General features: G+C 68.8%; 18 protein-coding genes and 1 pseudogene. 6 read left to right on the forward strand and 13 right to left on the reverse strand.

The genetic code is table 11. From position 1 onward, the window contains the following. The first annotated feature begins 285 nt into the window (after positions 1-285). Both ACWDX9_RS13405 and ACWDX9_RS13410 read left to right on the forward strand, forming a co-directional pair. Positions 286-714, forward strand: a complete 429-nt coding sequence (locus ACWDX9_RS13405) for a hypothetical protein (protein WP_449952841.1) — start codon at positions 286-288, stop codon at positions 712-714. Between the two features lie 411 nt (positions 715-1,125). After that, positions 1,126-2,154, forward strand: coding sequence for an NBR1-Ig-like domain-containing protein (locus ACWDX9_RS13410; protein ID WP_449952844.1), 1,029 nt, complete (start codon positions 1,126-1,128; stop codon positions 2,152-2,154). Between the two features lie 54 nt (positions 2,155-2,208). On the opposite strand, the gene ACWDX9_RS13415 is transcribed toward ACWDX9_RS13410, so the two are convergent. From ACWDX9_RS13415 to ACWDX9_RS13425, 3 genes are read right to left on the reverse strand one after another with little or no spacing between them, the layout of a single operon-like run. Beyond that, a complete protein-coding gene (locus ACWDX9_RS13415; RefSeq protein WP_449952847.1) occupies positions 2,209-3,165 on the reverse strand; it encodes a SpoIID/LytB domain-containing protein in 957 nt (318 codons plus the stop codon). 36 nt (positions 3,166-3,201) lie between these two features. Then, entirely contained in the window at positions 3,202-4,095 is an 894-nt protein-coding gene (locus tag ACWDX9_RS13420) for a peptidase inhibitor family I36 protein (protein ID WP_449952850.1), read from the reverse strand. A 47-nt stretch (positions 4,096-4,142) separates the two neighbouring features. Then, positions 4,143-4,991, reverse strand: coding sequence for a peptidoglycan-binding domain-containing protein (locus ACWDX9_RS13425; protein ID WP_449952853.1), 849 nt, complete (start codon positions 4,989-4,991; stop codon positions 4,143-4,145). Between the two features lie 360 nt (positions 4,992-5,351). Between ACWDX9_RS13425 and ACWDX9_RS13430 the strand changes: the two genes are divergently transcribed. Beyond that, positions 5,352-6,098, forward strand: coding sequence for a VOC family protein (locus ACWDX9_RS13430; protein WP_449953028.1), 747 nt, complete (start codon positions 5,352-5,354; stop codon positions 6,096-6,098). A gap of 177 nt (positions 6,099-6,275) precedes the next feature. Here the strand turns inward: ACWDX9_RS13430 and ACWDX9_RS13435 are convergent, their stop codons facing one another. Continuing rightward, the gene (locus tag ACWDX9_RS13435; RefSeq protein WP_449952856.1) at positions 6,276-7,250 is read right to left on the reverse strand and encodes a helix-turn-helix transcriptional regulator; all 975 of its coding nucleotides are present in this window, start codon (positions 7,248-7,250) and stop codon (positions 6,276-6,278) included. 128 nt (positions 7,251-7,378) lie between these two features. On the opposite strand from ACWDX9_RS13435, the gene ACWDX9_RS13440 reads away from it, so the two are divergent. Next, entirely contained in the window at positions 7,379-7,774 is a 396-nt protein-coding gene (locus tag ACWDX9_RS13440; RefSeq protein WP_449953031.1) for a RidA family protein, read from the forward strand. A gap of 122 nt (positions 7,775-7,896) precedes the next feature. Here the strand turns inward: ACWDX9_RS13440 and ACWDX9_RS13445 are convergent, their stop codons facing one another. Next, positions 7,897-8,304: a MerR family transcriptional regulator gene (locus ACWDX9_RS13445; RefSeq protein WP_449953034.1), complete on the reverse strand. Its 408-nt coding sequence runs from the start codon at positions 8,302-8,304 to the stop codon at positions 7,897-7,899. 59 nt (positions 8,305-8,363) lie between these two features. Between ACWDX9_RS13445 and ACWDX9_RS13450 the strand changes: the two genes are divergently transcribed. Beyond that, on the forward strand, positions 8,364-9,071 hold the full coding sequence (locus ACWDX9_RS13450; RefSeq protein WP_449952859.1) for an SDR family oxidoreductase: 708 nt from the start codon (positions 8,364-8,366) through the stop codon (positions 9,069-9,071). Positions 9,072-9,093: 22 nt separating this feature from the next. Here the strand turns inward: ACWDX9_RS13450 and ACWDX9_RS13455 are convergent, their stop codons facing one another. From ACWDX9_RS13455 to ACWDX9_RS13480, 6 genes and pseudogenes are all read right to left on the reverse strand, one after another. After that, entirely contained in the window at positions 9,094-10,203 is a 1,110-nt protein-coding gene (locus tag ACWDX9_RS13455) for an aromatic ring-hydroxylating oxygenase subunit alpha (protein WP_449952862.1), read from the reverse strand. 238 nt (positions 10,204-10,441) lie between these two features. Next, a complete protein-coding gene (locus tag ACWDX9_RS13460) occupies positions 10,442-12,937 on the reverse strand; it encodes an excinuclease ABC subunit UvrA (RefSeq protein ID WP_449952865.1) in 2,496 nt (831 codons plus the stop codon). Next, entirely contained in the window at positions 12,934-13,476 is a 543-nt protein-coding gene (locus ACWDX9_RS13465; protein WP_449952868.1) for a pyridoxamine 5'-phosphate oxidase family protein, read from the reverse strand. The genes ACWDX9_RS13460 and ACWDX9_RS13465 overlap by 4 nt, the downstream gene beginning before the upstream one ends. A 120-nt stretch (positions 13,477-13,596) precedes the next feature. Then, positions 13,597-15,612, reverse strand: coding sequence for a golvesin C-terminal-like domain-containing protein (locus ACWDX9_RS13470; protein ID WP_449952871.1), 2,016 nt, complete (start codon positions 15,610-15,612; stop codon positions 13,597-13,599). A 606-nt stretch (positions 15,613-16,218) separates the two neighbouring features. After that, a complete protein-coding gene (locus ACWDX9_RS13475; protein WP_449952874.1) occupies positions 16,219-19,272 on the reverse strand; it encodes an NACHT domain-containing protein in 3,054 nt (1,017 codons plus the stop codon). A 64-nt stretch (positions 19,273-19,336) separates the two neighbouring features. Next, a pseudogene (locus tag ACWDX9_RS13480) lies at positions 19,337-19,522 on the reverse strand (biotin/lipoyl-binding carrier protein); the annotation flags it as partial. Between the two features lie 53 nt (positions 19,523-19,575). Here ACWDX9_RS13480 and ACWDX9_RS13485 point away from each other — a divergent pair. Then, positions 19,576-19,803, forward strand: a complete 228-nt coding sequence (locus tag ACWDX9_RS13485; protein ID WP_449952876.1) for an ATP-binding protein — start codon at positions 19,576-19,578, stop codon at positions 19,801-19,803. Positions 19,804-19,823: 20 nt separating this feature from the next. Here ACWDX9_RS13485 and ACWDX9_RS13490 read toward each other — a convergent pair whose 3' ends face one another. Both ACWDX9_RS13490 and ACWDX9_RS13495 read right to left on the reverse strand, forming a co-directional pair. Then, complete coding sequence (locus ACWDX9_RS13490; RefSeq protein WP_449952879.1) at positions 19,824-20,267, reverse strand: SPW repeat protein; 444 nt, start codon at positions 20,265-20,267, stop codon at positions 19,824-19,826. Positions 20,268-20,361: 94 nt separating this feature from the next. After that, on the reverse strand, positions 20,362-21,360 hold the full coding sequence (locus tag ACWDX9_RS13495) for a hypothetical protein (protein ID WP_449952882.1): 999 nt from the start codon (positions 21,358-21,360) through the stop codon (positions 20,362-20,364). Positions 21,361-21,706: the final 346 nt, after the last annotated feature.

Raw genomic sequence — 21,706 nt, forward strand, 5'->3', positions numbered from 1 at the left:
GCCGTCGCGATCGGGCCCGTCGTGAGGCTGAAGAGCAGGGCGAGCCCGGCCGTAAGCACCCCTCTGGTTCTCATGCGGATACCTTTCTGCGCGCACCGGAGGGGCGATGCCCTCGGACGGCGCGCGAATCTTGACTGCTGACTTTGCGTAGCGCCCTTGCCGGTGATCAAGATTGGGAGCCCCGCGTACAAAGAACATCCAAAAGAGCTACAAAGGCCCTCCTACCTTGGACGCTTCGCTCAACGGGGGTCCGGCACGAGGTCCGGCTCGGGGAAACGCGCGGTCATGGTGGTTGAACAGCCCGTAGTCAAGACCCTCGCGCTGTTCGTGCTGACGGTGTTCCAACTGGCCCGCACGGTGAACCCGCTGCCCGACAAGCCGATGTGGTTCGCAGAGGCGATCATCCTGACGGTCCTGATCGCCCGAGGCCGGGTACGGTTGGCGCTGCCCCTGTCCCTGGTCGTGTTCGGCGTGCTGCCCCAGGGATGGACTCCATCGATCCGCGGCTGGGCGGCGTGGGCGACAATGGCGGCGCGGGACGCGCGCTGGGCGCTGGCAGGTGCCATCTATGTCTGGACCGGCCTCGCTCTCTTCCAGTTCGGTGGCGGCGACCTGACCTGGCACAGCACTCGCGACTTCCTCTACTGGGGCGGATCGTCGCTGCTCGTGCTCGTTGCCTTCGCCATGGCCCGTCGCAGCAGACGGGTGATTTGAGCGCATACGGCAACGGGGGAACGCGCCGCGGATTAAAAGCCGACAGAAATTATCCCGGCTGCCACACCGTATTCAAAAGCCGTGACCGAGCCGCTCCGTTGCGTAATATTCCGGCCCCTGGCCACGGACTCCGCACGAATCATCGACCTGAACATACGTCGCCGAGACCGGCTCGGTTAAGGGCGTTCCGGTCAACGTGGTGTCCCTATATCCAGCATTATTGGGTGGGGCGGAGGCTCGGTCTCCCTTCGTCGTGTTCGATCGGGATGCGGGCCTGTAAGGCCTGGTCAGCGGCCACTTCAAGTCGCGGCGGGATGAGCCGTACGGCCTTTTGCGCGCTCATCTCGCCCGGCTTCGCACCGATTCCGGTTCGAGTTGAGTGACGACCGTGAGTGCTGTTACCTTCACACGGTGGACGACAGGCGTGCACGGGCGGAGATAATCGAGGACTTTGCGGCGACGCTGCGGGAGTTACGCAACGCGGTCGGCAACCCACCATTCCGTGAGATGTCCGGCCGGTCAGGGGCGATTTCTCACACGACGTTGCATGAAGCCACGAAGGGTAACCGGCTCCCGAGTTGGGAGACCACCGTCGAATTCGTCAAGGTGTGTAACGCGGACCCGGCCGCGTATCGCGAACTCTGGGAGAGGGCGAACCAGGCGGTCAGATCGACGAGCGCCGGGGATCCCGCGATCCGCGTGGACACCTCGGTGGACGGTCTGTCCGGTGGACTCGCAGTGTCCGCCACGGAGCTTCGTACTATGCAAGTGCCCCGGTTGGTCGGCGAGACCACGGCATCCGTGCCTACGCCGCGGCCACCGTCCGACGAGCTCGCGGGCGACATCCAGCCTCTGCTTCTCGCACCGAGGAGCAGCGGACGATTACGGCTCACCAGCGTGGCCGCGTTCGCGGCAGCGGCTGTCGTCGTGGGGGCAGCGGTCCTCGTCGTGGTCGTCGTCAATCGCGGCTCCGAGCCCGAGGTGAACAGCCCGAACCCGACCGGCAGCCCGTCGATCGCCGCGCTGGCCCCAGCCGACTGCCCGGTGCGTTCGACCAACCCGCCTTGGTCCCCGCCGTTGTACAAGGGTGACGCGGCCGCGTTCATCGAGGACGTCACGCTGCCCGACTGCACGCGCGTCGGCCCCGGCAAGACCATGACCAAGGTATGGCGGCTCAAGAACGCCGGGACCGTGCCGTGGAAGGGATATTCGCTGCGGCGCCTCGACCCCACGCAGCAGGCTGACCATTGCCAGACCATCTCCGACGTGCCGATCAAGGACACGCAACCTGGCGAGACGGTCGACATCCGGACCGACATCACCACGCCCAAGAAGCCCGGCTTGTGCTACGTGCGATTCAAGATGGTGGACGCTTCGGGAGCGGTCGTGTTCCCCGGAAGCCGGCCGATCAACTTCCAGATCATCGTCGACGCACTCTGATTCCCCGACGTGCGTGGCACGCCGGGGAACCGGAGTCGGACGGTCTCAGGGGAGTCAGGAGCCGAGAGCGATCCCTGTGTAGTAGTTCTGGAGGATCCTGGAGTAGCTCCAGCCCGCTCTGGCCTTATCGCGAGAGCCGTACTGCGACATCCAGTCGCCGTCGACCCAATTACCGCAGGCCGTCGTCGTAGAGCAGTACTGGGCACGGAAGATCTTCCCGCTGCGAGTCAGCCGGGTGCCCCAGGTCGCGTCCACCGCGGCGCTCGTCACCGCCTTCGCTGAGCCGGGCTTGTACACCTGGCTCGACGTGTGGTCGTAGACGTCGAAGCACCGGCCGTCTGCCGTCTTGCGGTTGGAGTGCAGCGCCCAGTACCAGCCGAAGTTCTTCACGGCCATCGCCCCGGCCTTGAGGGACTCGCTCGGCCAGCTCGACACCCACTCGTTGGGCAGGACGTTCTTGACGTAGGTCTTGAACTCCACCCGCTCCACGCGATCGAGGGACTTGCGGTACACGAGGATCGTCGTGGGCAGCTTGGTGTCCGTGCCGTCGGTCTTGCACCCGGTCGGCGTCGGCGATGTGGAGCTCAGGAACTGGTGCGAGGCGTTCTGGTTCTTGAGGGTGGCGTTCAGGTTGCCCTTGGCGCCTGCGGCGAAGTCCTGGTATGTGCCGGTGTGGCCGCTGTTGAAGTAGACGCGGACGGTTTTGCTGCTGCGGTTCCAGACGGAGGCGGCGGCGTTCTTGACGCATTTGCCCTTGCCGTCGCCGGGGCCCTTGAAGTCGTAGCAGGTGGGCTGGGTGGTGGCGTAGTCGTCGATCGATCCGGTGAAGTCGGAGAGCGATCCCTGGTTGTTGCTGTTGAAGTAGTAGCAGAATTCGCCGGTATCGCAGACGCCGTCGCGGCTTGCGGCCGAGGCGGGCGATGCGGTGGCGAGGACCGTCCCGCCGAGCGCCATCACGGCGGTCGCCGCGGCCGCGAGCCGCGAGATCAGCCGGACAGTTCGTAAAGGCACAGTGGTCTTCCTCATCTTGTCGGTGGCCGCGGAGCGTTATCGGACGGTGTAGCCCTGGGAGTTCCAGAACGAGGTCGGGTTCGGGTTCTCCAGGTGCGGGTCGCCGACGCTCTTGGCCGCACGCGTCTGCTGTCCGAGACGCATCTCGACGTGGGTGTGCGCGGATGAACGGCTCGACACCCCGTGCCACGACTCGGTGGCGATGACCTGGCCGCGGCTGACCTGCTGGCCCACGCGCAGGGAGGACAGCGGAGCGGAGTGCAGGTAGATCACCGTCTTGTTCGCTGCGGCGTTGTAGACGGCGATCGTGGAAAGTCCCGCCCTGCCGGTGGAGCCGCGTACGACGTTGATGACCTTGCCGGCCACCAGGTTGTAGACATTCGAGCCGATGCCGCGGGCGATGTCGATGCCTTCGTGCCGGCCGGAGGTGGAGGTGTAACCGTCGAAGCCGCAGGTGATCGTGGCGCTGGCCTTGTAGAGCGAGGTCGACATGTTGCTGCGCGACGGCGATGACGACGGGCTGAACTGGTGCGAGGCGTTCTGGTTCTTGAGGGTGGCGTTCAGGTTGCCCTTGGCGCCTGCGGCGAAGTCCTGGTAGGTGCCGGTGTGGCCGCTGTTGAAGTAGACGCGGACGGTTTTGCTGCTGCGGTTCCAGACGGAGGCGGCGGCGTTCTTGATGCATTTGCCCTTGCCGTCGCCGGGGCCCTTGAAGTCGTAGCAGGTGGGCTGGGTGGTGGCGTAGTCGTCGATCGATCCGGTGAAGTCGGAGAGCGACCCTTGGTTGTTGCTGTTGAAGTAGTAGCAGAACTCGCCGGTATCGCAGACGCCGTCGCGGCTTGCGGCCGAGGCGGGCGATGCGGTGGCGAGGACCGTCCCGCTGAGTGCCATCGCTGCGGTCGTCGCGGTGAGGATCCTGGTGAGCGTTCTCATGTGCTGTTCCTTTTCTCTGTGCGGAGTCTGGGTTTCGGATGGAGGAGTCAGCGGCGCTGGTACTCCTCCCAGGTACGGATGGTCACCTTCGGGCCGTCGTCCGGGCCGCGGCCGGCGAGCCCGTTCAGGCCGAGGTAGTAGTCACCGATCTGGTGCTGGGCCTGGCCGGAGAGGCTGGTGTCGTTGATGGCGGTGGCGTGGATGTGCCACGGCCAGTCGTCCTGCTGGGGGTTACGCAGCCATGCGGCGAAGCCGACGAGGCGCAACGCGCGGACGGTCGCGGTGCGGGTGGCGGAATTCATCCCCTTGACCGAGATGTCGACGACGCCCCCGCCGTCGTGGGTGCCCGCGGACGTGGGGTCGCCGCCGGGGTTGTACGAGCCCTGATCCAGCTTGAGGTCGCGGCCGAGCAGCCGCTTGGCCTCCGCCAGCATGTTTCGTGTGCGAGCGTTGATGACGAAACCGCCGGTGGAAACCCGGGCGCCCGGGTCGATGACGCCGGTGACCTTGAAGCGGCCGGCACCGAGCTTGGTGAGCGACGTCTTGCCCGGCAGGCCGTTGGCGTCGAGACCACTGAGGCCGAGCGACTTCTGGTACTTCGCGTAGGCGGTGACCGTTGTGGAGCCGAAGTAGCCGTCCACCCACTTCGCGTCGAGAAAGCGTCCGTCACGCAGCGCCTCCTCAACGAGGAGCACGCTGGCCTTGGCGCCCGGAGTCAGCGTATTGTCGGGACGCCGCGGGTCGATCTGGGCCGCCTTGACGGTGGCTTCCATGTTCACGCTCGGAAGGGCCTCAGCGTCAGCCGTCTGTGTCGCCGCCGACGCCTCGGACACTCCCGTCAGCGAAGTGAACAGGACGGCCGCCATGAGGGCGGCGGCGCGTGAGGGCAGCTTCATCGTTACTCCTGGTTCAGGGGCTGGGGCGATTCCGGTGTGGCGGGATCCAACGTTTCGGTTCGCTCGCGTGTCCGGTAGAAGATCGGTGTTGTCAGCCTGTTCGACAGGCTTTTCCGGACGGGCGTACGCGCCGTTTGACAGGTGATCCGATGACGGGAAACACCAGCTCAGACCGGGTGATGAGGCGGTACATGAGCTCACGTACGGCCAAGATCGTCTGAGGCGGTCACTTACGCGGGCGGCTCGGTTCGCGAACGCTCCGCGGGTCCCCGTTTCCGCCCGCCCAGAGCCTTCGGCCGCTCGGAGAAGTCCCCGGCCTGCCCGCTACCGCCGGTATTTGGTGGGCATAGGGTGGGCGCCATGGGGCTGCAATTCGTTCAGGTGAATTTCAAGGCTCGGGATGACTCGGCGCTCGGCCGGTTCTGGGCGGAGGCGCTCGGCTGGGGTGTTTCCAGCGAGGGACCCGGTGTGACCAACGTCGAGCCCATCGGTTTCGTCTGGCCGGACCCCGTCGCCGTCTGCGTCGATGTCGTCACCGTCCCGGACCCCGAATCGGTGAAGTACCGCGTGCACATCGATCTCGCCACCACCTCTGCGGCCCATCAGACGGAGTTGGTCGCGCGCCTGAAGGAGCTCGGTGCGACGCCCGCCGATGTGGGCCAGGGTGACGTCCCGTGGACGGTGCTGGCCGACCCGGAGGGCAACGTGTTCTGCGTGCTGGAGCCTCGGGAGATCTACCGGGACACCGGGCCGATCGCCGCGGTGGTGGTCGACTGCGCGGACCCGCGGGCCATGGCCCGGTTCTGGGGCGAGGCGATGGACTGGACCGTGCACGAGGTGACCGACGATCACGCGCGGCTGCGCTCCGCCAAGGGTGTCGGGCCGTATCTTGAGTTCCTCCGCACGGCGCCCGGTGCGAAGACCGTGTGGAACCGCGTCCATCTCGACCTGCTGCCGTACCGCGGTGAGGATCAGGCGGCGGAGGTGGCCCGGCTGCAGACGCTCGGCGCGACGCTCGCCGACGTCGGCCAGGGCGACGTCCCGTGGATGGTCCTCGCCGACCCGGAGGGCAACGAGTTCTGCGTCCTCCGTCCGGCGGCAGCCTGACGCGAAGCCTGCTTACCGCTCTCCGGCGGCAGCCTGACGCGAAGCCTGCTTACCGCTCTCCGGCGGCAGCCTGACGCGAAGCCTGCTTACCGCTCTCCGGCGGCAGCCTGACGCGGAGCCTGCGTGCCGGAGAGCGGCAAGCCGCTCGACGTAATCGCGTCGGAGACCGGCGAGCTCTCAGGACGACACTCCGTAGCGGGTGGCGAGCGCGGTGGCCCGGTTACGCAAGGAGTCGCGCAACCACTGCGGGGACAGGGCTTCCGCGTTCGTGCTGAGCTGCCACAGCGCCCATTCGGCGTGTCTCGAATCTTGGAAGGCCACCTCCATCCGCAGCCAGCCGTCTGAGTCGGCTTCCTCGGCGCGGACGGCCAGCGCGGTGCCCAGCAGGTCCTCCCGCCGCGCCGGGTTCACCCGTAGCAGCACGGTGACCTGGTCGCCGCCGGTCCGGAACCGCGTGCTGCGTTCCTGCCAGGCCCGGTCCAGATCGACCCGGTCCGGTCGCTGCGCGGGTTCGTCGAGTTCCTGGGCGGCCAGGACCCGGGACAGCCGGTAGGTGCGCTCCGCGCCAGACCTCGTGGCCAGCAGGTAGCCCTGGTCGCGTACGGTGACCAGGCCGATCGGGTCCACCGTGCGCCACTTCGGGCTCTGGTCCACAGCCGCGTAGTGGATGCGCAGCTTGTGTCCGGCGAGCACCGCGCGCCGGACCTCGGCCACCACGGTGTCGGGCACCTCCTCGGCGACCAGCCGACGCGAGAGGAGGTCGGTCTCCGGGTCGATGAGCAATCGCTCGGCCGCGCCGGCCGCGGTGTCCCGATAGCTTTCGGGCAGCGCGTCAACCACCTTGAGCATCGCCGAAGCGAGCGCCGAGCCGAGGCCGAACGCCTGCGCGCCGCGCCGCGATCCGGCGATCAGCAGGGCAAGGGCCTCGTCGTGGTTCAGCCCGGTGAGCTCGGTCCGGAAGCCGGGCAACAACGCGAAACCGCCGTGCCGGCCGCGTTCGGCATAGACCGGGACGCCGGCTGAGGACAGCGCCTCGATGTCGCGCAGCACGGTGCGGGTGGATACCTCCAGCTCGCGGGCCAGCGCGACCGCGGACAGCCGACCGTGCTGCCGCAGCAGCAGCACCAGCGAGACCAACCGGTCGGCACGCACACGGAAACATTACAAGGGATACACGACACAGGATGTCGTGATTTGTTGGGAGGCTCATCAGCGCGACCCAGAAGATGACGGCTACCGAGCCGATCTACGTGCATCAATCGAATGGAGCTGATGTGGCAATGGAGCGAACGGCGGTCAACCCGTGGGCGTGGTCGGTGGAGATGGGCTACAACCAGGGTGAGATCGTCTCCGGGCACACCCGGACGCTGTACTGCTCCGGGCAGACCGCGATGAGCGGCGACGGCAAGCCCCGGCACGCCGAGGACATGGCGGCGCAGCTGGCGCTGAGCCTCGACAACCTGGAGGCCGTGCTCGGCGAGGCCGGCATGTCCCTCGCGAACCTCGTCCGGCTCAACGTCTACACCACCGACGTCGATCGGCTCTTCGAGCACTACGGCGTGCTGGCGTCGCGGTTGGGCGCCGCCGGGGTGGCGCCGTCCACCACGATGCTCGGGGTGACGCGGCTGGCGATCCCCGACCTGATGGTCGAGCTTGAGGGAACCGCCGTCGCGTGATGCGACCTCGCCGCCTCCGGCAGGACCGCACTGCCGGAGGCTCGTTGATCGCCCAGCGGCTGACCGAGCAGCACCGCGTCACGATCGAGCACCTGCGCCCGTTGTGACGAGCGTCCGTACGATCATGACGCCGCGGAGTGGCTCACCTGCGCGGCGACGTCTCCGTCCGCGATCCACGCGCAGCCGCTGGCCGGGCTTCCGGCGAAGGCGATGACCGCGTCCAGCTGGTCACGGGTGCGGGTCAACGCGGCGATCTGGGCATCGATGCGATCACGCTCGGCGGCCAGCCGGGCCCGCGATTCGGGGGTGCTGACCTTGGCATCGACGCAGGGCAGCAGCTCGGCGATGGTCCGGCTGGACAGGCCGGCGGAGTAGAGCATCTGGATCAGCTGAACGCGGTCGGCCGCCGCTTCGGGATAATGACGCTGCCCGGAGCCGCTCCGGCCCGCCTCCAGCAACCCCTGCTCCTCGTAGTAACGCAAGGCCCGCACACTGACGCCCGACCGCGCCGCCAACTCGCCGATACGCATCGTGACCTCCATCACAACACTTGCCTCTGACGTCAACGTCAGGTTTTAACCTATCCGGTATGCAGATCAACGGAGCACATGTGCTGGTCACCGGCGCCAACCGGGGCCTCGGCCGGCAATTCGTCCTTTCCCTCCTCGACCGCGGCGCCGGCAAGGTGTACGCCACCGCCCGCCGTCCCGACCTCATTGACGTACCAGGAGTCATCCCGCTGCGCCTGGACATCACAGACCCGGCGTCGGTCGCCGCCGCGGCCGCCGCGGCACCCGACGTGAAGATCGTCATCAACAACGCGGGCATCTCCACCGGCGCGAACCTCATCACCGGCGACCTGGACACGATCCGCCGCGAGATGGACACCCACTTCTACGGCACCCTCAACGTGATCCGCGCCTTCGCGCCCCAACTGGCCGACGGAGCGATCCTCAACGTCCTGTCGGCGATCTCGTGGCTCGCCTTCAACGGCGCGGGCGCCTACCACGCGGCCAAGGCCGCCGAGTGGGCGCTCACCAACAGCGTCCGCCTGGAGCTGGCCGACCAGCGCACTCTGGTGACTGGCCTGCACCTCGGCGCCGCGGACACCGACATGATGGCCTGGTACGACGGCGACAAGACCGCCCCCGAGACGATCGTCGCGGCAGCCCTCGACGGCATCGAGGCGCACCGGCCAGAGGTGCTCGCCGACGCCTGGAGCCACCAGGTGAAGGCGTGGCTGTCCGAGGACCCGAGCGTCATCTACCGGGAAGCCGCGGCCGCCCTCACGGCCTGACCCGTGCTGGGCCAGGGTCCGGTCAGCCCGGCGATGCGCGATCGGGCTCCTGAACGGGCTGGATTCGTTCCAGCTCATGTCGGTAGGCGTCGAGGACGAGGCCGTGGAAATGGTGGACCGCGTGCTCGGACAACCCGGACTCCTGGGGGTTATAGACGATCTTCCCCTGGGTGAAGGCAGGAGTGCGCATCCCGCGCTGCACGCTCTCCACCAAGGCGATGTCCTCCACCTGGAGAACCTCGTCGATGTAGCGGATGCTGTCCAGCTCGGCCTCGTTCGGCTCCGCGGTCTCCAGGTAGAAGTCCCAGATCTCGCGAGTGCGTTCCGGCCCGTCAGGGACGATCTGCAGCACCATGAAGTTTCCGCGGCCGGGATAGCGCAGCAGGCAGGTGTTGGGCCACAGCCACCAGACCGCGTGCTCGGTGACCGTCGCCCCCGACACGTCATAGGCGGTGTTCTCCGCCTTCCCCGCCTGGGCCATATGACTGGAGTAGATCCCGTACGTGGTGACCTTGTAGGTGCTCATGTCCACCAGGGACACAAAGTCCTTGTGGGCCACGTGGCAGTGGTAGCACTCCAGGAAGTTGTCGACGACGTTCTTCCAGTTGGAGGCGATGTCGTACGTGAGCCGGCGGGCGAGGGTCAACTTGGCCACGTCCGGCGCCCGCGCTTCGATCTCCGCCCCCAGGCCTCCGGCCTGCTCCGGCAGCGGGGTCGCCCCAGGGTCGAGGTTGACGTAGACCATGCCGCCGAACTCGGCAACCTGGATCTGATCCAGGCACACCGCGGAGGGGTCGAAGCCCGGCATGGCACCGGTGTTGCGTGCTCGCCTCAGCCGGCCGGTCAGGTCGAAGTTCCAGGCGTGGTACGGGCACACGATGCTGCGCCGGACGCCGGAACCGGACAGTAGTTCGTGCGCCCGGTGCTTGCACACGTTGTAGAACGCCCGCAGCGTACCGGCCTCGTCCCGGACGGCGACGATCGGCATGCCGGCCACCGTGCCCGTCACGTAGCTGCCTGCCTCCCGCAGCTTCTCCACATGGCACAACCACTGCCACGTACGCGCGAAGATCGCCCGCTGGTCGACGTCGAACCACTTCACATCGGTGTAGGCATCGGCATGCAAGGACATCGACAGCACGGGATCGGGGTCGTATCCGGCCGAAATGTGATCAATTTCGGGGGCTGGGTCCGAGGCCACCGTACCTCCAATGCAGGCACCAGATGAGAGCCTAATGATCCTTCCGATGAGGATTCAAGGCTCCCAGCCCCGCAACGCCGGCATCGTCGCGCCGGCCACGTATGCGGCCTCATCGCGGGCCGACGGAGCCGACAACAGCCACCCGATCACGACGAGCGGCCGGGGACACCTAACAAGATCGCCCCTCCAGGAGCGGCAGGCCCGCCGCGTACCGGCGGAAGAAGCCGGCGGTCGGCGTGTCCGCCGTCGCGACGACGTCCGGGGTGCCCTCCGCGATCACCGCACCTCCATTCGGCCCGGCCCCCGGCCCCAGGTCGATCACCCAGTCCGCGGACGCGGCCACGGGGATGTCGTGCTCGGCCACGACGACGGTGTTGCCCGATTCGAGCAGCACATCGAGCGCGTCCACCACCCGCTGGATGTCGGACGGGTGCAGGCCCGAGACGGGCTCGTCGAGAACGACGAGGCCGGCCCTGCGGCTCGCCGCACCGCGTTGGATCGCGGACGCCAGCTTCAGCCGCTGCGCCTCGCCGCCGGACAGCTCTGTGGCACTCTGGCCGAGTTGGAGATAGCCGAGCCCGACCTGGTTCAAGGCTCCCAGGGTCTCTGCGAGCTGCCGGGGCTCGGAGAACTGCTCCACGGCCTCGGCGACGGTCAGCTCCAGCACCTGATCGATGGCCAGCCCCTGATACCTGATGTCCAAAGCCTCCCGCTTGTAGCGCCGGCCCTCGCACGCGTCGCAGACCACCCACACATCCGGCAGGAAGTGCATGTCAACCAGCTTGCGGCCATAGCCGGTGCAGATCTCGCAGCGGCCACCACCGGCGGTGTTGAAGCTGAACCAGGAGGCATCGACCCCGCGCCCCCGCGCCGCGCCGGTTTCGGCGAACAGCCTGCGGACGATGTCGAACGCCTTGCTGTAGGTAGCCGGGTTGGACCTCGGCGTCCGCCCGAGCGGTTCCTGATCGACGACGGCGACCCAGCCGAACCCCGCGAGGCCGGTCACTTCCCGCACCATGTCGGTCGCCGTCCCGTTCAGGGCGGCCTCCACGCTCGTCCCGAGCGCGCCGAGCAGGCTGCTCTTGCCGCTGCCGCTCACCCCGGTCAGGCAGGTGAGCCGACCGGCGGGGAAACGTACCAGGTCAGCGGCCACGTTCTGCGCACGCAGGCCGTGCAGCTCCACCCAGCCGGTGTCATCCCCGACCGGGCGGCGGGTCCGGCGCAGCCGCGGCCCCTCGCCGGCCAGATAGCGGCCGGTCAGCGACTCCGGGTGGGCGGCCGCGTCGGCGGGCGGCCCCGACACCAGGACCTCACCGCCGAGGCGGCCCGCGCCGGGCCCCATGTCGATCACCCAGTCGGCCCGGGCGATCAGCTCAGGGTCGTGCTCGACCAGGAGCACCGTGTTGCCGGCCGCGCGCAGCTCCAGGGCGATGTCGAGCAGGTGGGCCTTGTCCGCCGGATGCAGCCCGGTTCCGGGCTCGTCCAGGACGAAGATGATGCCGCTCAACTCGGTGCTGAGCTGCGCGGCGAGCCGGGTTCGCTGCAACTCACCCCCGGACAGCGTCGCCGCGCTCCGGGACAGCTGGAGATGGGCGAGGCCGAGCCGGTCAAGGATGGCGAGCCTGCGGCCCAGGTCCTGCAGCAGCGGCTCACCCACCTCGCGCTGCCGGGCGCCCAGGTCGCCGGCCACCCGCTTCGCCCAGCTGCGCACCTCCCGTACGTCCACCTCGAGCAGGTCGGGGAAGGCCAGCCCGCCGAGCCGCACGGACCGGGCCACGTGGTCGTACCCGCTGCCGCCGCAGGTGCCACACGGCTGCTTGCGCATGTACGGCAGGTAGCGCTGCTTGGCGCTGGAGGTCTGGGCGTTCACGAACACCCGCTCCACCTCGGCGAGCGCGCCCCGCAGCGGCTGGCTCGAGGTGTAGGTCACCGAGACCGTCTCCTTTTTGCTGGACATGTCGACGGTCGCCTCGATCTTCTCGTCACCCGTGCCGTACAGCACACAGCGGCGGAACTCCTCAGGCAGCGACTGCCACGGCCGGCCGAGGTCCACGCCGCGTTTCTCGGCGAGCGCCGGTACGAACGCGTGCTCTCCCGACCGCCACTTCGCGTACCAGGGCGAGGCCCCCTCGAAGAGCGGAAGCTCCGGGTGGGTGATGACCAGGTCCTCCTGCGCCTGCCAGCGCCCGCCCACGCCGTGGCAGTCCGCACAGCTCCCTTCCGGCGTGTTGCGGTCGAAGTGAGCGGTCGTCAGATGCCCGTCTCCGCTCTCCGCCGCCGGGTCAGCGCCGATTCCCGGTAGGCGCGAGTACAGCAGCCCCAGGTGCCCGTCGATACCGGTGATCGTCGCGACCGTGGAGCGGGGGTTGCGGTTCAGGCGGCGCTGGTCGACCGCGAGCGTCGCGCCGAGTCCCAGGATGCGGTCGACCTTCGGCCGGTTGCGCTGGGTGATGTACTGCCGTACGAACGGCGAAAGCCCCTCCAGATACCGTAGTTGCGCCTCGTTGTGCAGGGTGTCGACGGCCAGCGAGGTCTTGCCGCTGCCGCTCACTCCGGTGAAGGCGACAAGCCGCCCTTTGGGGATGCTCACCGACACGTCCCGCAGATTGTTGGTACGAGCCCCCACCACCTCGATGGTCTCGACGTCCCGTACGAACGCGGTCAACCTTCGTCCCCATCGTGCAACGCGGCAGTGAGCTTGGCGACGTCGGGGGCGTAGGCGGTCATCCAGTGCGGGTGCAGCCGGTAGTAGACCACGTCGTTGTCCCAGTCGAAGGCGTCGTCGCCGTAGAAGTCCTTGAAGTACGCGAGCAGGTCCGGCCAGTCCGCGGCCGGCTCGCCGTTCCGGGGGTTGAGGATCTCCACCGTGCCGTGCGTGAACACGCCCAAGTCCTCCCCGCGCATGTGCGCGACGCTGACGGCGGGGCGGGCGGCCAGGTGGCGGGCCTTGGCGGCGCCGGGCGCCGTGCCGAAGTGCCACTTGCCGTGCAGGAAATGCCCGTCCGCGCCACTGATTCGCGGCTCGCCCTTGGCCGTCACGGTGGACAGGGCAAGGGTGCACATGCCGGTGAGGAGTCCGGTGAGTTGCTCTGCGGTCAGCGTCCTCTCGGTGTTGATGATCGAACGGAGGTGCGCGTTGGAGCGGGAGAGGGAGGCGTCCAGGAGGACCTGGAGCCTTTTGAGATCTTCTGGTGTTTCGCGCATCGAGGCCCTGTCTATCCGTCTATCCGTGTCACCGGTCCACGTCCGCCGACCGGTGACACGATCCTCGACCAAAAACCCGACACCTTCTGTCGCATTTTCCGGCGTTCTGCGGACGCCATGTCATCCAGGTGCGCGGAGCAGCCGGACGGCGTCGGCGATGACCACGCCGTTCGCGTTGTTGCTCAGCTCGACCCTGCCCACCCCCTCGCTGATGCGGTACGTGCCGAGCGAGACCCAGGAACCGCCGCGCGGCTCCGTCACACCGCTCCTGCGCTGATCGACGCGTACGAGCGTGGTGCCACCGGCGTGACGGACCGTGAAGGGAGCGTTGCCGGCGCGGTTCGCGTGCGCGGTGTACGAGACCTGTACCTCGTAGTCGCCGGTGAGCGGGACCACGGGCCGCCACCGGACGACGTGCCCGCCCGTGCCGGCGGGGGCGTAGTGGTAGTTGCCGCCCCGGTAGCCGGGCACGCTCGAGCTGGCCGACCAGGTGCCGCTGATGACCTCGTAGCCGAGTTCGTCGTTGTCGACCACCACCTCTTCCCGTACGTCGGGTCGGGAGGGCGCGTCGATCAGGCTCAGCGTGTCCAGCGAGACCAGCCTGCCGCCGCCGCGGCCCACCCCGGAAGCGGTGAACCGGATCTTGTGCGAGCCGGCCGTCAGATCGAGGCTGCCGAGTTGCGCGACGTCGTGGCCGTCAGCCCGGTCGGCGGTGGTGTCCACCAGCGCAGCCCGCGGTTTGATGCCGTCGACCGAGACGGTGACCAGACCTCCGTCAGCGGTACGGAAGTAGCGCAGCAGCAGCTCATAGGTTCCGGATGCCGGGACGTTCACGGTGTATTCGAAGTACGTGCCGGTCTGGGAAGTGGTGAACGCCACCCGTTTCCCGCCGCGGGCCATGGGGTCCTGGACGACGGACATGGTGCCGCCGGACGTGGCGGCGCCGGTGGTGAGGTCGATGAGACGTTCGGTGTAGCCGGGGCCGCCGGACAGGCTGTCCCGGTCGCCGCTCAGCCATTCGAGCGAGAACCGGCTCATGACCACGCGGCGGGGGAAGCTCGGGTCGTCTCCGTCACGGCCGTAGAGGAGCAGGATCCTGCCGTCGGAGAGCCGGCCGAGTTCGGAGTAGTACGACCGGCCCTCGTTGATCACGCGGCTGTAGCGGAAGGAGTGCGCGTCGTCGTAGCTGATCGACACGGTCAGGTTGGTACGGACGGGGGAGTCGGGGCGGCTGAACAGCACCCGGCTCACTTCGGACGTGCCCGGCCCGCCCGTGTAGCGCAGCAGGCTGGCGTCCACGGCGTTGAACGTGCCGGTGGCCCCGTCGAGCTGCGGCGGCGACCAGCTGAGCCCACGGTCGGCGCTGACCGACACGATCCGCTGCCGGTTGCCGCCCGCCGCGGCCCGGCCGTTGATCAGCACCGTGCCGTCGGACCTCTGGATCAGCCTGGCCTCGTTGATGGGGTAGGCGGCGGAGACGGGCACCTCCCCGGTGGCGTGCCAGGTCTTGCCGTGGTCGTCGCTGTAGATCGACGCCACGCCGTAGCGGCGTTCGGCGACGGTGTTGCCGGTGACCTCGCGGCGGTGGGCGCAGTTGAGCAGCAGCCGGCCGTTGTCCAGCTGGATGCCGTGTCCGGGGCCGGGGCCGTGCAGCGTCCATCCGTAGGGGAACTGGCTGAACAGACCTGACATGTCGCGCGGCGCGCTCCAGGTGAGACCGCCGTCCGCGCTGGAGATCATGAAGAGGTCGCCCTTGTCGCCGGAGCAGCCGGTGTTCTCCGGCAGCCGGGTGGAGAGCATGTAGAACAGGAAGATGCCGCCGGTGAGCCGGTCGACCACGAAGGTCGGGTTCCCCCACGACTGGCCTCCGACCGAGGCGACCAGCGTTCGGGTCGGCTCCCAGGTGTCGCCGCCGTCGGGGCTACGGCGTACGAGCAGGTCTCGGGGGCCCGCGTCGCACACCTCGTGGCGACCTTCCGTGACGACCAGGATGGTGTCGTCCGGCAGCACGGCCAGCCCGTGGACGTGGTAGCTCTCCAGCGGATCGACGGTGTTGTCCCACAGCGTCGTCTCGTCGAAGGCCGTGCTGTCGGACAGTGTCGCCCGCCGCCGGGACGTCGTCGCGTCCGCGGACAAGGCGGGACCGAGTGCGACGGTCAACGAGGCCGCGGCGACTCCGAGGCCGAAGGCTCTGCGCCCGATGAGGGGGTGATGGGGATCTGGCTGTGGCATGTGCTGCCTCCGGAGTGGGGGGTGGGGGCCGGGGCCGGCGATCCGTCACGTGCAGGTACGGGGGCGGGAGTCTGAGGGTCGCCGCGGAGATCATCTCACCGGATGGATGAGATGACGATCACAACGGCGCTGCCGACGAGCATGGTGCCGGCTGTTGCTGATCAGGTGACGGGGGCCGCGTCCCCAACAGGACGCAGTACCACGGCGACCTGCCGGGCCTGCCGGACTCCCCATGTAGCGGCGGCCGTTGACGGTGATCGGAGCGGTCGTTCCAGGAAACGCGGAGCTCGACGCCGCGGCCTCGACCAGGGTCGCCTCGCCGTCGCGGTCCCATACCTTCGGTTCGCCGGTCTCAGCATCCACCGCGACGATCGCGCCGGCGGAGGTGCCCACGATGAGGTCGGCTTCGGCGAGGTCGATGCCCTCGCGGCGCAGCCCTGCGGCGAGGCCCGTCAGCCACGCTGGCGCCGACCTTGTACCGCGTTCAAACGGCCGGCGGACTCCCTTCGATCACCCTTCTGCGCGCTCAGGCGTGAGATCGCGGTCGGCCAGCAGGTTGACGGCGACGGTGTTGCCCAGATGGGCGTGGGCGCGGAGCACGGTGATGGCCTCCTCCTCCCGCCCCAGCCTCGTCAGGAGATGGCTGAGCAACGGCAGGACGGCATACGCTTCGACGGATTGAACCGCTGGGACAGCGTGGTGCAGGAGCAGGGTGACCGCATCCTCCAACCGCTCCTGCTGGGCAAGCAATCGGGCGAGGCTGTGGGCCGCGTGCGGGTCGCCTGCCGTGGCGCGGGCCCGCAGTTCTTCCACGCGCCCCTGTTCGGCCAGCAGTCGGGCCAGCCGGTCGCCGGTGGCCCAGTCGCCCTGGTCGGCGTGGGGGCGCAGCAGGGTGATGGCGTCCTCCACGCAGCTCTGCCCGGCGAGCCGGAAGGCGGCGTCGGGGTCGCCTGCTGTGGCGCGGGCCCGCAGTTCTTCTACGCGGCCCTGTTCGGCGAGCAGTTTGGCCAGTTGGTTGCCGGCGGCCCGGTCGCCTTGGTCGGCGCGGACGCGCAGCTCTTCAGTCCGGCCCTGCTGAGCCAGCAGCTCGGCCATCTGGAGAGTCCAGTTGTCGTCCTGGTCGGGGTGGGCGTTGAGCAGGTCGATGGCCTCCTGAGCACCATCGTGGCGGGCGAGGAGCCGAGCCAGCTGCGGGGCGGCGCCTCGGTCCGTGTGGGGACGGAGTACGGTGATGGCCTCCTCGATCCGGCCCTGTCGTTCCAGCCGGTAGGCCAGTATCGCGACGGCATGCCCGTCGCCCGCGTCGGCACGGGTGCGCAGTTCCTCGACGCGGTCGTGCTCGGCCAGCAAGGCGGCCAGTTTCAGGCTGGCCGACGCGGCGGTGCCGGAGGTGTCGTGGTCGGCCCAGGCGCCGAGCATGGCGATGGCCTCATCAAGCCGGTCCTCTTCGACCAGCCGGTCGGCGATGCGTCCAAGGGCGCCCGCGTCACCTTGGCGGGCGCAGGCATACAGGTGCTGGGTGTACGGGGTGGCGGCGAGGTGGTGTTGAAGCAAGGCGTGGCGAAATTGCCAGGCAGTTCCAGATTGGCGCAATGTCTGGCGTTGGTGCTGGTCTTCGAGGAATGTCCACAGTCTCCAGGGGAGGCGGCCCTTGGCGGCAAGACGAAGATGGGTGATCTTGTAATCGATCCAGGTCCACAGGCCCGCACCGCAGGCTGCGACCCATCCGTAGACGGCGGCCGCGGTGACAGCGGGGATCCAGAGGGTTGATGCCGGGGCGAGCACCGCGACAGAGGCGGTGAACACCAATGCGCCGGTGATGCCGTGCTGGGCGGCGGCGATGGCGGTGGCGTGGTGATTGGCGTTCAGCGTGGCGCGTGGAGTGGTGCCCCGAGGCCGGGTCCTGGAGGGCAGGGTGGGCATGACCAACGCGAGTAGCCCGGTGACCAGGGCGCCGGCCGCTCCGATCAGCGGATTGCCGAGAATGACCCCGGTCAGCAGCCCCGGCGCGATACCCAATCCGGCCCGCAGCGCCAGGACCCGGCGACGACGTTCGCGAGCCAGCGAGTAGGAGGTGGGGGTGTACGCCGGGTAAGCGTGGGGCCACAGCGGCCGCAGCAGGCCCGCCGCCGCGGTCAAGGCCGCGGCGGACACGGTGAACGCTGCCGCGCCCCCCGACACGGGCCCGGCCGCGGCACTGACACCGGCACCCACGCCGACTGCGACAGCCAGCACCGTGCGGGTCCTGATCACCTCCGCCTTGAAGGTGAAGAGGTCGGGGGACAACTGCCACCACACCAGTTCCGTCCTCCCCACCAGCTGCAGGTGCAGGGCCAGGCAGCCGAGCCAGCGCTGGGCGGCGGCGGGACCGTAGCGGCGCGCCGGCCGGCCTTCGGGCGGCGTCGGCCGGTCGGGGTCATGAACGCTGGTCACGAATGTGTCCAGAAGCGTCGCGGCGATGGCGTCCTGGCTGTCGAGGCGCGTCAGGGCGATGGGGTCGGTGTTCGGGGGCCTGTAGGCGGTACGGGCCAGTGAGACCATCAACGGCGTGGACAACACCCGCGCCAGCGGACCCTCGCTGTCGTGGCGGAGGTGGGTGAACACCGGTTCCCAGCGATGCCGGAACGGCTCCGGGTGGGACAGGAACGCGATCGCCTGTTCCACATCGACCGGCATGATCTCCACCACCGCGGCCCGGGAGATGATCGAACGACTGGCGTCCACGGCTCGCTGGTATTCGCGGGCCCGGCAGGTCACCACCAGCGGCCGTCCTGTCGCGGCGAACTCATCCAGCCTCCGCAGCGCCCGCTCCTGCGACTCGGCCGGGAGCTCGTCCAGTCCATCCAGCACCAGCAGTACCCGACCTTCGCTCATCAGCAGCTCCGCCACGCAGCGGCCCTCCGACAAACCGGCCGGCATCGGATAATCCTCAGCCATCCGCCGAGCCGCGAACCGGCGTACCGACTCGTCCTGCGGGTTCCAGGAGGTGATCGACAGGAGCACCGGCACCGGGTCGTCCTCCACCGACCGCTCGATCAGCCCGAGAGTGAGCAGCATCGCCAGGACGCTCTTGCCCGCGCCCGCCTCTCCGAGCACCACCAACTGCCGATGGGGCAGCTCGCAGAACTTCTCGACGACCTGCGTGACGTCGCCTTCCAACGGCCTGTCCTGCCACGTGGTCTCCGGCTCGTCCAGCACCACCTGACGCGTCTCCGCGACCTGCCGATCGGTCGAGGACCACCGCACCCGCAACGGCACCGGCTGCCGAACACCCCGCAGCACCGTCTCGTGCTCCCACTGCTCCCGGACCATCCGTCGCAAACCCGCCGCAGCGCTGCGCATCGCCGCCTCCCGGCTCTGCGGCACAACGCGCGACTGCACGATCTGCGACGCGGTGGCGACCACGACCAGCACGCCGGTCAACACCCAAGTGGCCGGGGTCCACCACCAAGCCTTCACCTCAACGGTGCCGGTCGCCAGATTCCCCACCAGCCCGATCCCGACCGGCACCACCGCGAGCGCGACCGGCGACACCACCCAGCGGCCCCGACCTCCACTGCCCATGCTGCCAGCATCGCTACCAGGCGTCACCGGCGCAACACTCAGCGGAAAACCACGGTCCGAAGGGTCAGGAGATCTCCGCGATCAGATCCCCTTCATCCAGGACGTCACCTTCGCCGACGGGCAGCGCGGTGACGACGCCGGACGTCTCGGCCTCGACAGGGATCTCCATCTTCATGGATTCGCGGATCACCAGCGTGTCGCCGGCGGCGACGCTGTCACCCGTGGCGACGAGCACCTTCCAGACGTTGGCTGGAGTGCCGCCTCACCAAGACCGACCTGCGCCACCGCCTCACGCCCGGCGTCATGGTGGACGGCTCACGGATGGAGCTGTCCCGGCTGCTGAACAACCTGCTGGACAACGCCGAACGCGACCCCGGCGGCACCGGGCTCGGGCTGCCGATCGCGCGGCACATCGCCCAAGCCCACGGCGGAACCCTGACCGCCCAGGACAGTCCCCGCGGGGCCCGGTCCGTGCTGCGTCTGCCCGAGCACGGCACGCCTCGGCCCCCATCGGGGTTCCCCCATGGCTGAGTGGGCTCGGCCGGCGGTGCTCAGCGTCGGCGCCTGGACATTCTCCCGAGCGAGGCGCACGCCACGCCGATCACCAGGATGACCGCTCCTGTGGCGACGTTGTTGGCGATCGTCGAAGCGCCGGCTCCGTGTGGGGGCAGCACCCACGGCGTGATGATGGTCCAGACCCCGATGATCGGCAGGACCCAGGCGAGACCGTGGATACGGCCGTTGGCCGAGGCGATTCCGGCCGCCAGCAGGGCCACCGCTATCCCGGTGATCAGGTTGCTGACGGTCAGGGTCGTGTGGCCGAAGAAGCCCACCACCCATGGTGAGATGGCCAGGTAGAGCCCGCTCAGGAAGGCGAGCCCACTGACGGTCTGCCCCGACGGCCGCTGCACCGCCCAGTCGTAGCGCGCGCGGAGCGCGGCGATGTCGGGATGCTGATCTATATCGGAAATCGGGTGCGTCGGCCGTTCGGCCATGATGTACACCACCTTTCCTCTCGCAGGGAGGAGCGTTCACTGATCCCATGCCCGCCCCGTCGTCCCAACACCGCTGTTCAGGTAAAGGGTCTCTTTAGCCCTCCGGCAGCGCGCGCTCATCGCTGCGCGCCGCCCTGCTCCGGCGGACGCGTTCGCTGCGGCGTGCCGCTTCGGCGCGAAGGGCCGACTGGCCGCGACGGGCCGCCGTGACGACCAGAACCGCCAGCAGCGCGGTCATGGCGGCTGCCACCGCGAAGGCGATGCCGGTGGCCGCGTCGGGGTGGATCAGCGACTGGCCGCGCAGTGCCTGCCAGGCGGTGATGGCGAACACGGAGCCGTAGCCGAAGATGACGACTCCGGCCGACTGGGCGCGGACGCGTTCGCTGCGCAGCCGGCCCACCCGGGCCGCGAGGGCGGCGAGGACCAGCGCCGTGAGCACGAACACCTGGATGGAGTGCAGACCGATGAAGTGCGGGACGCGCAGGTCGCCGCCGGTGGTGCTCCAGTTCGTGATCGGCATGCCGTCGCCGTCCGGCACCCCGACGCCGTGTCCGCCCACCAGCGGGACCGGGCGGCCGTAGGCGTCCTCGACCGTGCGAGGCCCGGCCGATGACGTCCACCCGGTGATGAAGGACGCCAGCGCCATGCCGGCGACGGCCAGGCCGAGCCCGGCACGCAGGGACCAGGTGAGCACCGCGTCGCCGACGCGCTGGAAGAGCAGCATGACGGCGACGATCAGGCTCGTGCCGAACAGCCCGAACACGCCGCCGGAGAAGATCTGCTGCCCGATCTGGTCGAACGGGTCGGTGCCGGCGTTGAAGTGGCTGTAGGTGCCGCGCGCGGCCTGCACCGCGATGAACCCGACGTCGATCATCCCGGCGGTGGCGAAGACCGTTCCGAGGGTCCACATCGTGCGCCGTGCCCGGCTCAGTTGCGGTATCAGCCAGGCGAGCGTCGCGCCGTACATGACGAACGACACGCCGAACTTCAACGGTTTGGCCCACACCGACTGGTGCATGAGTTCGCGACCGTCGGCGAACAGGCCGATGCCCGCCACGACGACGAGCACGGACATGGCCGCCGTCATGATCACGAGGGGACGGTGCCAGGACCTACGTAAGACGGTCAGCCGGCTCATTCGTCGAACCGGTGCGTACGGTGTACCAAGTGTCGTGCGTACATCGTATGCACGGCGGACGAGTCTCCATGTCTCACTCCGACAGAGCAGGCGACAAAGTGTTCTAGTGCACTAGCAAGTGAACTAGGACACTAAGCTTCAAGGTCCACGCGAGTCATAAGAAGAATCGGAGGGCGACCAAGGTGGTGGCGGCTCTTCGTGATGAGGGGCTGGTCGAGGCGAAGGTCGGCGCGGGCACGGTGGTCCGCGCCCGCCCGAGCCGCAACGAGCGACCGGCGGCTCCGCCAGGGTCGGCGAAGCG

This window comes from Nonomuraea sp. NPDC003201 (assembly GCF_053590415.1).

Bases quoted from the DNA above. Each gene is read 5' to 3' on its own strand.
- ACWDX9_RS13450 (WP_449952859.1), top strand. From the start codon at position 8,364: ATGCAGATCAACGGAGCACATGTGCTGGTCACCGGCGCCAACCGGGGC.
- ACWDX9_RS13455 (WP_449952862.1), bottom strand. From the start codon at position 10,203: ATGTCCTTGCATGCCGATGCCTACACCGATGTGAAGTGGTTCGACGTC.
- ACWDX9_RS13445 (WP_449953034.1), bottom strand. From the start codon at position 8,304: ATGCGTATCGGCGAGTTGGCGGCGCGGTCGGGCGTCAGTGTGCGGGCC.
- ACWDX9_RS13425 (WP_449952853.1), bottom strand. From the start codon at position 4,991: ATGAAGCTGCCCTCACGCGCCGCCGCCCTCATGGCGGCCGTCCTGTTC.
- ACWDX9_RS13430 (WP_449953028.1), top strand. From the start codon at position 5,352: ATGGGGCTGCAATTCGTTCAGGTGAATTTCAAGGCTCGGGATGACTCG.
- ACWDX9_RS13420 (WP_449952850.1), bottom strand. From the start codon at position 4,095: ATGAGAACGCTCACCAGGATCCTCACCGCGACGACCGCAGCGATGGCA.
- ACWDX9_RS13490 (WP_449952879.1), bottom strand. From the start codon at position 20,267: ATGGCCGAACGGCCGACGCACCCGATTTCCGATATAGATCAGCATCCC.
- ACWDX9_RS13405 (WP_449952841.1), top strand. From the start codon at position 286: ATGGTGGTTGAACAGCCCGTAGTCAAGACCCTCGCGCTGTTCGTGCTG.
- ACWDX9_RS13465 (WP_449952868.1), bottom strand. From the start codon at position 13,476: ATGCGCGAAACACCAGAAGATCTCAAAAGGCTCCAGGTCCTCCTGGAC.
- ACWDX9_RS13440 (WP_449953031.1), top strand. From the start codon at position 7,379: ATGGAGCGAACGGCGGTCAACCCGTGGGCGTGGTCGGTGGAGATGGGC.
- ACWDX9_RS13485 (WP_449952876.1), top strand. From the start codon at position 19,576: ATGGTGGACGGCTCACGGATGGAGCTGTCCCGGCTGCTGAACAACCTG.
- ACWDX9_RS13475 (WP_449952874.1), bottom strand. From the start codon at position 19,272: ATGGGCAGTGGAGGTCGGGGCCGCTGGGTGGTGTCGCCGGTCGCGCTC.